At 50.6% G+C, this 12,826-nt stretch carries 6 protein-coding genes; all 6 read left to right on the top strand.

From position 1 onward, the window contains the following. Positions 1-481 precede the first annotated feature (481 nt). The 6 genes from AS136_RS21965 to AS136_RS21940 all read left to right on the top strand — a co-directional run bounded on the left by AS136_RS21965 (position 482) and on the right by AS136_RS21940 (position 12,525). Positions 482-2,158: a ShlB/FhaC/HecB family hemolysin secretion/activation protein gene (locus AS136_RS21965; RefSeq protein ID WP_063266992.1), complete on the top strand. Its 1,677-nt coding sequence runs from the start codon at positions 482-484 to the stop codon at positions 2,156-2,158. 52 nt (positions 2,159-2,210) lie between these two features. Beyond that, positions 2,211-7,553 carry a DUF637 domain-containing protein gene (locus tag AS136_RS21960; RefSeq protein WP_063266991.1) on the top strand — a complete coding sequence of 1,781 codons (5,343 nt, stop codon included), beginning with the start codon at positions 2,211-2,213 and terminating at the stop codon, positions 7,551-7,553. A 79-nt stretch (positions 7,554-7,632) separates the two neighbouring features. Continuing rightward, positions 7,633-7,938 (top strand): DUF596 domain-containing protein, encoded by a 306-nt coding sequence (locus tag AS136_RS21955; RefSeq protein WP_049011000.1) that lies wholly within the window; start codon positions 7,633-7,635, stop codon positions 7,936-7,938. A gap of 409 nt (positions 7,939-8,347) precedes the next feature. Further along, positions 8,348-8,896, top strand: coding sequence for a DUF769 domain-containing protein (locus AS136_RS29080; RefSeq protein WP_228140426.1), 549 nt, complete (start codon positions 8,348-8,350; stop codon positions 8,894-8,896). A 10-nt stretch (positions 8,897-8,906) separates the two neighbouring features. Continuing rightward, a complete protein-coding gene (locus tag AS136_RS21945; RefSeq protein ID WP_040107964.1) occupies positions 8,907-9,272 on the top strand; it encodes a DUF596 domain-containing protein in 366 nt (121 codons plus the stop codon). 1,489 nt (positions 9,273-10,761) lie between these two features. Then, a complete protein-coding gene (locus AS136_RS21940) occupies positions 10,762-12,525 on the top strand; it encodes a sensor domain-containing phosphodiesterase (protein ID WP_055323492.1) in 1,764 nt (587 codons plus the stop codon). Positions 12,526-12,826 lie beyond the last annotated feature (301 nt).

Raw genomic sequence — 12,826 nt, 5'->3', positions numbered from 1 at the left:
ACCACTGAAAAGCGCCGCCTCCCCCGGCCGAAGGCCGGGAGTAGTGTCGCTTTTAATGATGGGTGTTGTAACTACTCTTCTTCATCGCTGTGGGTGGAGCTGCGGTCAGTTGTCTGGTACACGCTCGTAAGCGGCCCTGCGGCCCGCTAACGCGGAGATACGCCCCGACTGCGGCTATCGCCTTGCCGGGACCACTCCGACCGCGTACAGCAGCTCCTGATGCGTTATCAGTGGGTATGGCTTATCAGGGCGGGGATAAGGATTGGCAGAACCTGTCAAATCGTAGCCGGCTACGCCGGGCTTCGGCGGACTGACTTCTGAGGCCTATTTTCATCCGGTGCACCGCCTTTTATGCCGCCTGGCGGCATCCCTGCGCTACGAGAAATGACAATAGTTCTCATTAAATTGTGATATTTTAATGGATATTTAATTACAAACAATTACATTAAATTTCACAACATTTCAGAAAACGGAGTTTTTGATGTCGTGTTTATCCTCTGCCAGGTTTGGGCTTCTGCTGGCTGGTATGATATCCGCAGGCCTGTCGGCAGCCACACTGAGCCCTGCTGACCAGAATGCTATTGAGCAGCAACAGAAGGCTTTACTGGAGCAGACGCAACAGCAGCGCGACATGCTCCGCTATTCCACTCCCGCCCCCTCACTGCCGGAAACTCCCCCTCCTGAAGCGGCCGGGCCGTGCTTTGAACTCCGGTATATCCAACTGGAGAACGTCACGGCTCTCCCGCTATCTGCACAACGTAAACTGATAAGGCTACCGGCGGAAGGATGTATGACCCTCCAGGATATCCGGCAGCGGGTCCGGGATGTCACCCAGGATTACCTTTCCCGGGGATTTATCACCTCACGCGCCTGGTTGCCGGAACAGGATATTTCCGGAGGCACCCTGGTCATTGCCGTCACGGAAGGGAAGGTGGAAACCCTCACGCTGGATGGTCATCAGGAAAATGCCCTCAGAATGGTCTTTCCCCGGGCGGAAGGACAAATACTGAATCTCCGCGACACTGAACAGGGGCTGGAACAGCTCAACCGTCTGAACTCCCGGTCACTGACCGTTGATATTCTGCCGGGGAGCCGGGAGGGATTTTCCCGGGTAGAGCTGGTACCGGTCAGTCAGCGTTTTCCCGTCAGTCTGGATGTGGGCGCAGATAACAGTGGTCAGAAAAGCACCGGCAGCGGGCAGATGAATGCCCGTCTGACGGCAGACAATCTACTGGGTCTGGCAGACCAGTGGACACTGGCGGCAGGAAGGGACAGTGAGTATCACCATGACAGACGCAGCCGCAGTATGCAGGGGGGCGTTTCGGTTCCTTACGGATACTGGTTGTTCAGCGCGCAGTATGCGTGGTCTGATTTTTATCAGACGCTTTCCGTCGGTGAGTCCCCGCTGCGCTGGCGCTATGAAGGCACCGTGCAGTCACAACGACTGGCGGCCAGCCGGACATTACTGCGGGACGGTAAGCAACGTCTGGCGCTGGATATGGCCCTGTCCCGCCGGGAAACCGAAAACCGGCTGGGCGGCGTACGCCTTGACGTCAGCAGCCCGACCCTCAGCAGTGTGACCGCCGGACTGAGCTACAGCCGGAGTACCGGCGGAGGCTACCTCACCTTTGGCCCGTCCCTTTCTCAGGGCGTCTCTCTCGCCGGTGCAACACGGGATGACCCAGCTCACCCGGACCTGCCCCGCAGCGAATTTCGTCGTTTCAGCGCAAGTGCAAGCTGGTTTTATCCTCTGACCCCCTCTCTCTACTGGCTGACGTCCGCATACGGACAAACCACGCCCGATCGCCTTTATGCCAGCGAGCAGCTATCCGCTGGCGGGCAATACTCGGTCAGAGGATTTAAAGAACAGTATCTCAGCGGCAACCGCGGCGGCTACTGGCGCAATGAACTGACATGGCAATGGATGACCGTTCCTGAAGTGGGAACACTGTCAGCAACGGTCGCACTGGATGCCGGGCACGTGGTGAACCAGAAAAGGATAACCGAGGGTGGAACGCTAACGGGAACCTCCCTCGGACTGGAGCTGGCCGGCCGCTGGCTCAGCCAGTCTCTGACCTTTGGCATCCCGCTGTCGTATCCCGACCGACTGAACCCGGATAAACAGGTGGTTTACTGGCAGGCCACCGTTTCACTTTAACTGCCGGCACACAGCAGGGGCCCTGTGGCTCCAGAATAAAGGATGTTCAGATATGGATAAGCTTGCCCATCCGCTGGCCCGGGGCGCCAGCTGGCTGTTGATCTATCTTACCGCCGTTCAGCCTTTACATCCCGCGATTGCCGCCGGGATCGTTGCGGCCAACGGGAATACCCAGGTTGTCATGAAGCCCGGCAATGTACCGGTGGTGAATATTGCCACGCCCAACGCCGCCGGCATTTCACATAACACTTATCAGGATTTCAACACAGGGACCCCCGGCGCCGTGTTAAATAACGCGACGCAGGGCGGAAAAACCCAGCTGGGCGTCACCATTGACAACGGTAACGCCAGCTTAAAAGGCAAACCGGCCGAACTTATCATCAACGAGGTGACCAGCGGCAATCGTTCGGAGTTAAAAGGCAAGCTGGAAGTTTTTGGCAATAAAGCTGGCGTAATGATAGCCAACCCGAACGGTATCACCTGTGACGGATGCGGGTTTATCAATACGCCTTCGGTTACCCTGACCACCGGCAGGCCGCAGTTTGATAAACAAGGGGCTCTGGATGCATTAGCCGTTAAGAAAGGCTCGGTGATTATCGGCAGCAACGGCCTTGACGGAAACGGCGCGGAGTATGTTGATATTATCAGCCGGGCAACCGAGCTGAACGGAAAAATTAACGCAAAAACGCTTACCCTGACCCAGGGGGCGAACCAGGTCAGCTTTAAGGATGGCACGGTAAAACCCATTACCGGTGAGGGCGCAAAGCCTCAGCTTGCTGTCGATACGAAGGCGTTGGGCGGCATGTACGCCGGAAAAATCCGCCTTGTCGCCACTGAGGACGGCGTCGGGGTCAACCTGAATAGCGTGACCTCAACCCAGCGGGATATTTCCCTGACGACGGCCGGGAAAATCACCCTCAGCAATGTTACAGCACAGGCAGACCTGAACGTCAGTGGCCGGGACATCGTCACGCCCGCCGGCAGCAGTGTGCGGGCAGAGCGCGATATGACGCTGGCGGCCACTACCGTGGACAACCGCAGCAATACCACCGCCCACGGGGATATGCGGGTGTTTGCCTCCACGGTGCGTAACACCGGCGAGGGGGCGGCGCTGCACAGCAACAACAATCTGTGGATACAGAAGGATGCCCTGGGCAACAAAGCGACTCTGGTGGAGAACCGTTCTGCCAGGATCCAGACGAATAGCGGCGACCTGGTGATACGAACCAATAAACTCAGCAATGTGCGCGATGTTTTAACCATAGTGACTCAGTCTGAAGCAGTAGATAATGAAGGCATGAGAATTTATGGCGTACTTTTTAATGCGCATAAAAATGGTGATATAAAAAACCGACAAGACCTTTATCAGGAGGATTATGCGAAGCGGGAAAAATGGATGTTACCCTGCGATTCGGTTGAAGAATGCACATACGTCACCCGAAATATCGATCGATGGATACCAGATGAACGTACTCGTACCTTTGTTAAAATGAGTACGCCTGAGGCAGTTATTGACTCGGGTAAAAACAGCTTCATTAATGCTGATTTGTTACTGAACGATGCCAGTATCCTTAAAGCCAAGGGCGACATCATCCTGACAGGGAAAACGTTTGTTTCCAGTAGCTATCCTGTAGGGATCAAAGAACGATTCAATAAATTCATTCCGGATACTGAAGCCTATAAGCAATATGATCAGCTGGGCTGGCCTTATCCTCCGATGAGCTATCTTGATAGTGGTGAAAAAGGATATAGCTGGAGCCCGCAAAGTCATTTAGCCAGTAAAGTCATTGCTGGTGGAAATTTTGTGGCTGACTTTTCTGATCGTATCGAAAGTAATGAACCCTATGATACCAGTGTGCAGTATTCCGGAGTGATGTCGCGCCCGGATACCATTACGGCGAAAAACATTTTCTTGCATGCAGGGCAAATTATCACCACCGATGTGATGAAAGCCGCGGGAGATATCACCCTTCAGTCAGAAAAAGGTATCAAGGTCGCACTGGCACTATTGACGGCCGGGAAGGATCTCTCCGTAGTGGCGGGTGGCGCGGTGGAGTCCTGGCAGAGTGAACTTAAGGGACAGAATATCACTCTCGTCAGCCGCAATGGCGACGTGAACTCGCATACCAGTGAACAACCGAACTATTTCCATGCAGATGGTGTGCGTTGGCTAGGGAGCATTGAAGCCAGTCGTGATCTGTCAATTTCTGCGGGTGGGAATATTCTGCTGAGAAATACGCGCTTTCCGGTTCAGAGTCAGAATATTTCTCTGGTTGCGAATGGTGATATCACCCTGGATAAAAATGAAGCGATGCTGGGCCATGAACAGCCAGGCGTCGTCCTGACCCAGGCCCGCAAACAGGAACTGTTTAACCGGATGCTGCCCGGAGAGCCGCTGCGTGCTTCCGGGGATATTACGCTCAGCGGCAAGCACCTGAACCTCAATGGCGCAAGTCTTGATGCCGGGGGCAATATCAGTCTTACGTCAGCCGCAAATACGGACCTGAATATGCGGAGTTTCAGCGACCGTTACAGCGATTTTTTCCCGGACAACCGGATACCCGAGTTACGCAGCCATCTGAAAGCCGGAGGTAACCTGCTGATCAGTTCAGCGGCGGATATCGGCCTACAGGGAGCGGATATTTCGGCCGGGAAAACGGCGACCCTCCAGGCAGGGAGACTTATCTGGCTGGGAGCCTACGGCTATGGCGTGACGGACAGCGGCAATGACAACAACCGGGATGAGTTGAATGTCCTGACCCGTCTTCAGGGCGTGAAGGGCATCACTCTGGCGGCAAACGGCGGTATTCAGGCTAACGGCAGTACCCTGACATCGGATGGCAATATCACGCTGACCTCCGGCGGAAATATGCAATTTCAGTCCGCGCGGGGAACCGTTTATCGTGAATCTGGTAACAGCTGGACGGAAACCGTCAGCCAGACCGGAGTGACGCTGAATGCGGGCGGTGCCCTGACGGTGATTTCTGGCGGCAGTATCCTGTTCCAGGCATCGCGCCTGCTGGCGAAAGGCACGATGGACGTGGCGGCGAAAGGTGGCTGGCTCTATGCGCAGGCGATGGAAGAGTCCAGCCATTATGAGAAACAAACCACCAAACGGAAATGGTGGGGACAGAAAACCACGGTTAAGCAGACAAAGCATACGACCACCAATCGGGTGACGGAGTTTACTGCCGGAGGCAATCTTAACCTGCTGAGTCGCGATGACAGTACCTATGAAGCCAGTAAAATCGAGGCGGGGAAAAATGCGACGCTGACCAGTACCAACGGAAAAGTCAATTTCCTGGCAGTAAAGAATACGACCTTCGAGCAGACCGTCAGCACCTCGAAAGGCTTTTATATTAAACAGGCAAATAAGGGCTACAGCGAAGGGAAATGGGTCCTGCCTTCCGTTTACGCCGGCGGTAAGCTGACGGTAGATGCGGCAAGCGGCATCAGTGCTGATGTTAAAACCAAAAATGGTCAGGCGCTGCAGGGAGCCATTACCGCACTCGGCGTTCAGCCGGGTACCGAATGGCTAAATGGGTTGAACACCCGCAATGATGTACAGTGGAACGTGGTCAAGGATGCCTACGACAGCTGGAACTATAAAAGCCAGAGCCTGAATCCGGCTGTCGCCGCGGTGATTGCGATAGCGGCTGCTGCAGTGACTGCCGGAACGGGGCTCGCTGCTTTGGCTGGAAGCGGCGCGATCACAGCAACCGGCGTCACGGGTGCAACGGCTTCCGCGGCAGTGTATGGCTCAGCCTATGCGGGTATGACATCCCTGGTTTCCCAGGCGGCGGTTGCGCTGGTTGAAAACCAGGGTAATCTGTCAAAAACCCTGTCTGCACTGGGAAGCAGCAGTTCGGTCAAATCGCTGGCCACCTCCATGGCTATAGGCGGGACGCTGGCCGGATTCGATGAGGTGATGAACGTCAGTGTGTCGCCGGACAAGGCGCGTCTGCCGGCTCTGACAAAGGATGAGGGGTGGAGCAAGGTTGTCCAGCGTGTGGCCGGGCAGTCGGTTATCAGCTCCAGCCTGAACACCGGCATCAATGGCGGCAGCTTTAAGGACAATCTGGTCAATGCGCTGTTATCAAATATTGGTAATCAGGTTCAGGCCGAAGGCGCAGGGCTGATTGGGGACAACGGTGAAGTGTTAGGCGTGGCCGGAAAATCGGTCAGCCATGCGGTCCTTGCTGGCATCAGCGCGGAAATCGGGCGGGGTGATGGTAAAGGCGCGGCCGCTGGCGCCCTGGCGGCGGAACTGGCCGGCGTCGTGATGCAGATCACGCTGTTCGAACCCGCTAATCTGAATGAGCAAGAGCGCCAGTTGCAACGTCTGCAGGAAGCGCTAAACGGTAATGAGGCAAAAGAGCAAACGGCCCGCGTGATTGGCGCGTTGACCGGCGCGCTGACCACGCATACGCCCGAAGGCGCATACAGCGGTGCGGACAGCGCGCAAAATGTTTACCGTTACAATATGACGGAGCATATGTTGCAACAGTATGCCCTGGATAATCAGCGGGATATTCTGGCGGCAGATAAAGGGGATAAGGAAGCAGCTAAACGCGTTCAGGCCCGGCGGGAAGCGGCGATTATCGTGGCTGCTGCCAGCGGTGGAGGTATGGCGCTGACCGCAGGTGGCATGACTCTGGTTGGTGCGGCACCCGAGCTGGTTCTGGCAGCAAGACTGGTTATCGCCGGTTGTAAAACAAATCCTGCGCTCTGCCTGAATCAGGCGGGTATTTATGCGGCAGATATTGTGGCACCAGAGGCCATCATTGGTACAGGCGCTGTAACGACCGGCAGCACATTGATTCTGGGTAAAACCGAAGACAGCCTGAAAAAGCTTTCACAGCAGTTGGTGAAGGCCTACGATGAACTGAATATAACAAAAACACTAAATATTCAGCCTGTTGCCGGATTTATTAAAGGCGAAACGGTTGCAGGTACCGGTTTGTCAACGAAAACGGCAGATTATGTCAAAAGCCTGCAAAAAGATAACACTGCCAAACTAGTAAGTATTTTTAACAAACAAAACCCTAACGCTGAATTAAATGTTTTTGGGAAGTCATTACAACAAGTTTTGGGGCCTGGAGGGAGTGATACCAGAGGTAAAACTAAAGTTTTTGCTTCAGAAAAATTAACTGAGAATGAAATTATTAGCTTTGCTACATCTCTAACTGGTGGAATACCATTTAAAGAGCAGATTCTTCCAGACGGTAGGCTGATGTATGCAAAAATAAACGATAATCAAACAATCAATCTTCGAGAGTTTTCAGCTTCCGCAGAGAAAACAGGAGCAAGGTGGACAATTGATATCATTGGTAATCCCGATATTAAAGCTGCCTCCAAAACATCATTAAACAGATTTGAAGTAAAATTTAGATAGGAGAGGATGTAAGGTGACGTATTTAACCGAAAAACAATACCAGGAAAGGAAAGAGTTTCTTCGAGGAGCTTCTACTACCATGCTATGGAAAAATATCGACCCCGAAAGTGTTGATGGCGTCTATAAGCTAACTTATAAAGAAGAAAAATCGCTTTATATCTGGTTTATTAGGCGTTTGCTGGAGGATGGTGAGATCAAACTTGCTCGCCATGGAAAGTTCCTCTCAGGAAGCATCGACAAACAGATCGAAGCTTTTGAAATGGCATTTCCCAAAACTGAGGATGATATGGATTGTGATGCATTTGAAGGATTTTGGTTTTTAAGTGAAAACTGCCCAGCGGGTATTGTCTGGATTCACGAAAACGGCTATCAGGATTGGACTTAGGTGTATTATCTCAGGAGCCTGTCAGTAATTCTGTGTAACTGCCAATGTATTAAAGGTGATCGCTCAGGCGGTCACCGAACTCGATAATAGGGGTCAGTTTGGAGATCTGAAATTTTTGTATGTTAAGCGCATTATTTAACCAACTACAATTCGTAACCGATTGATTTTGCGTCAGCGGTTATCGTATTTAGGTTATCCGATTAAGGTCAAAACCCCAGAAAATGCCGTATAGCGCGGGAGTACACCCTATTGCTATAGGTAAGTCTGTTCAACAAGCAGGCTTACCGAATGGAAGGGACTTCCCCTGGATATGCCCCTGATTAAACATTGTGCAATCATGAGGTAAACATAGCCTACAGGCGCTGTAACGACCGGCAGCACATTGATTCTGGGTAAAACTGAAGACAACTTGAAGAAGCTTTCACAGCAGTTAGTGAAGGCCTACGATGAACTGAATATAACAAAAACACTAAATATTCAGCCTGTTGCTGATTTTATTAAAGGCGAAACGGCTGCAGGTACCGGTTTGTCAACGAAAACAGCAGATTATGTACGTGATATTCAGAAAGTTAATACTAGCCAGTTAGTTAAACTCTTCGATAAATCACAACCAGATGGTAATATTAATATTTTTGGCAAGTCCATAGCACAAGTGTTGAGCGATGGAGGAAGTAATAGGAAAGGAACAACAAAAGTTTTTGCTTCAGAAGCACTTAATGAGAAAGATATCTATACTTATGCACAATCACTTACTGGAGGCATACCTCTTATCGAGGTGAGAAACGCAAAAGGTGTTGTGTACTACGCTAAGTATGACGGAAAAATTATAAATTTGAGAAATTATTCTACTATTGCGCAAGAGTCTAAAGCTCGATGGACAATTGATATTATAGGGAATAAAGATATAAATAAAGTTTCAAACCTCTCTGACAACAAGTTTGAAATCAAGTTTAGATAGGGGGTTATATATGATTACGAATGATGAATATGAAAAAAGGAAGGAAGCCCTTGAAGGGGCATCAATGGTTACGATTTGGGAAAACATTCACCCAGCTAGCCTATCAGGTAAGATAACGCTGTCATTTGATGAAGAGAAAGAGTTATTTTTCTGGTTTATCGAGCGTTTGATGTATGAGGGGAAAGTAAAGTTTGGAAACGGGGGCGTGTTCTGGACTGGTACAATAAAAGAACAGATCTCTAAATTTAGAGAAAGTTTCCCAAATTCGCCTGAAGAGATGGAGTGTGGCGCTTTTAATGGGTATTGGTTTTTATCTGATGCTTGTCCTGCGGGGCTTGTCTGGATTCACGAAAACGGTTACCAGGATTGGACTTAGGAGGGATCGCTTGGCAAACGGAATTTATCTGTATTAGCTCAGGCCTGATCTGACAGTTACCGGTTATTTATACAGGTGTCTGACAGATTACATCTGACTTAAATTTTTTTTTGGCCCAGTTTGGGGTTCTACGACGGAACCTCAAATTTTTTCGTCATCTCAGTTTCAGCCCGGTACCAGCGCATCCAGGTCAATAATCTCATTGTTTCTCTTGATGTGTAATGCCCGTTCAGCAAAATATGATGCCAGGTGAGATCCGGGGCAGAGCCTCAATGCCTTTGGTGTGATCTTCCTAAAGATCATGAATCTCAACAAGCTTCTTGCAGGTTAATGTCGGGCCAGAGTTGGCGTAACATTCGCGGATGATCCGCAACGCACGCTCAGCGAGGGGTCAGTTTGGATATCGGAAACTTTTGTACGTTAAGCGCATTATTTAACCAATATTGATGCGTAAGGGATTGATTTTGCCTCAGCTACGATCGCTTTTAAGTCACCGCTCTTGCTGTATCGCATTTAGGTTATCCGATTAAGGAAAATTCACGGGAAACGGCGTATAGCGCGGGAGTACATCATTGCGAGAGGTAAGCCTGTTCAAAACACAGGCTTACCGTACAATAATTCTCTATATCCAAACTGACCCCAGCGAGGCCAGGCATCACTCTCGTTTATTTCGGCTTCCTCGTTTTCTGCGGCTCTTACCTGTTAAGCCGTCTGAAAGGAAACCGGAGGTTATCGGCCATCGGAAACGCGCTGGTAGGGATGTTCTTCATTGGATTTGCAGCTCGGCTCGCAAGCGCAACTTCCTGACCAGACAGCTAAACCGCCGTTAGTCGGTTTTTTTACGTTCTTTGCTGAACGGGAGCGGCTCACACTGCTTCAGAAGTGGTGGCTGATCACCACAAACGGTTAGATACAAGCTACCGTGTTAAGTTCCCTGATGTCGCTGAAATTTTTTTTGAACATCCCCCTAAGCGTCAGCAGCAAGCTGCCGCCGCTTAGGCCCCGGAAATCACGCCCTTTACGTCGTAAACGCCGTAAAGCCCGCTCACCGGGGTTAAAAGGGATTACTTTTACTTCTTTATTGCTGTTAGCGGGTTAAGGCTAATCAGGGCAGGGGGTAGGGTGGCAGAGTTTATAGCCAGGTAACCGGCTACGCCGGGCTTTCGGCGCCATTTGACTCCACAGACACATGTAGCCTCATCTGGCGCCTCCATGCCGCTGACGCGGCATCCAGAAGCTTCCCGATGCTGTAAGTCTTAACGTCTGCTTTGTGCCAGGAGCGGACATTACTGACACAAACAAAACCAGCAAATGGATTACCGGGCGGCCGGGGGCGACATTTCCGGGAGACAATCAACTGGAAACATTTTAATGTGAGAGTTTATGCAGGTCACAGCGTATGTATTACCATATGCCATTGGAAGAATGATGCATGCTACCTTTGAGTGTGGAATAACCAGAAGCCTATTGCGCCGGAGGATGTCTTGCCATGTTGACCGATCTCAGCAGAGATGAAAGTAAAAGACTTGCGGCAATCGACTTGTTGAAAAATCCTGACAAGGGCCGGGATGATGCGTTAAAAAAATATACTCATCTAATATGCCAATTGCTGAACATGCCGATGGGCTTTGTTTCTGTTCTCGATGAAGAAAAGCAATACATCAAATCAGCCCAAAATGTTGCCGTCACTGAAATCAGCCTGAGCGAGGCATTTTGCGTACAGACCCAGGAGCAGAGTAAGACATTCATTTGTCATGACACTCATCTGCACCCTACCTTTCGTGACTATCACGCGGTGAAAGAGGCTCCATTCATTCGCTTTTATGCAGGCTGCCCACTTAAAACCCAGGATGGAGTACCCATAGGTACCTTGTGTATCCTCGATACTCAGCCCAGGGAACTTTCAGACGAGCAGCTCGATCTTTTTGAAAAGATTGCAGGACTTATATCGGATTTTCTGGCCTCGTGGCACTCCGTCGGCTACCTCGATATAGTCACGCTATTACCAAACCGGCAGCGACTGCTGAAGGATATAGAGGTTTCAACTGAAGGCGTATTCAGGCTCGTCATTATTGATTGTATTGATATGCCATTAGCCTACGAAATGGCTCGCTCACTCGGTATGACTGCCGTAGAAAATCTACTTCGTAATATGGTCGCAGAGCTGCAGATCCGCCTACCTTTAGAAGGGCCGCTCTACGCCGTGGCAGTTGGACGATTTGCCTTTTTTACCCATAAGGAAAAAACTCGGACATTAGAAGATATCTCTCAAAGCCTTCAGGGGATCCAGGCCAGGCTTACCCCTGAAGTTCCCCTTGATCTTGATATTCACATGGGTGACTCCGGGCTTTGCGATAAATCTCTGACATCGAATGAAATACTGCGCCGTGCAGTCAGCGCATTGCATGAAGGGATAAGTCAGGGGCGCCAGTTTACAGTTTATGATGACGCACTGGATAGCCGTAAGAAGACTGATTTCAGCCTTCTTACTGAAGTTAGACAAGCGCTACAAGAAAACCAGGGCTTATATCTGGTTTATCAGCCGAAAATCTCACTGGTGACAGGGCGTGTAACCGGAGCCGAAGCTTTGCTTAGATGGCAACATCCTAAAAATGGCGAAGTGTTGCCGGGTGTGTTTATTCCTCTGGTCGAAAAGACCAGCCTGATGCGTGAACTCACAGCATGGGTTATCGATCACACTATTGTGCAACTGAGTGCCTGGCAAAGCCGTGGACTTTCTTTCCCTGTGTCGATTAATCTGGCTGCCAGTGATTTTTCAAGACCAGATTTCTGCGATGAGCTGGAACAGAAAATGCTGGACGCGCGTCTGGATCCCGCCCTGCTGGGGGTGGAGTGTCTGGAAACCGAGAAGATGCTGGAAAGCCCCGCTGCACTTATCGGCCTGGACATGCTCAAACAACGCGGATTTAAAATATCTCTGGATGATTTTGGTTCCGGATACAGCAACATTAATTACCTGCGACAAATCCCGATGGACATCATCAAGCTTGACCGCTCTATTGTGAGTAAGGTTGCTGACGACAATGCCAGCCGCATTATTGTTCGCAACGTTATCACACTCCTCAAGCAGCTCGACTATATCGTTCTGGCCGAAGGCGTCGAGGATGCCAGGACCGTTGATATTTTAAGAAGGCTGGGCTGCGATGAAGTTCAGGGCTATTTTTTTGCCAAACCGATGACCCCTGATGCTTTTGAAACCTGGTATCACGGCAGAGACGAAGCCTTAAAGTGAACGAGTATTAAGTAAAAACGTATGCTCGCCTGCCCGAAATATATAAACGGAAGGGAGCTGGTCACCCTGACCTGCTCTTCATTGATTATCAGCGGCCGATTTTAGTTCTGCATCCTGGTAATCATTACAAACTCTCACTTACGCTTCTCGCTCTAAGCGGTCTTAGAGACTGTCATGGGCATATTACCAGGCGTAGAAACCCTGCGAAGGTAGGGTTATCCCGCCTTTGCTGTTGAGAAAGGTAGTTTAATTGTAAGCGTACAGCGAGAACCGTATTGACGGGGATGTGTTATTCAGTTGG

Source organism: Klebsiella sp. D5A (genome assembly GCF_001620885.1).
GTDB classification, from domain to species: Bacteria; Pseudomonadota; Gammaproteobacteria; order Enterobacterales; family Enterobacteriaceae; genus Klebsiella; species Klebsiella variicola.
The sequence above is the reverse complement of the archived record's forward strand: the minus strand, read 5'-3'. Positions and strand labels throughout refer to the sequence as shown.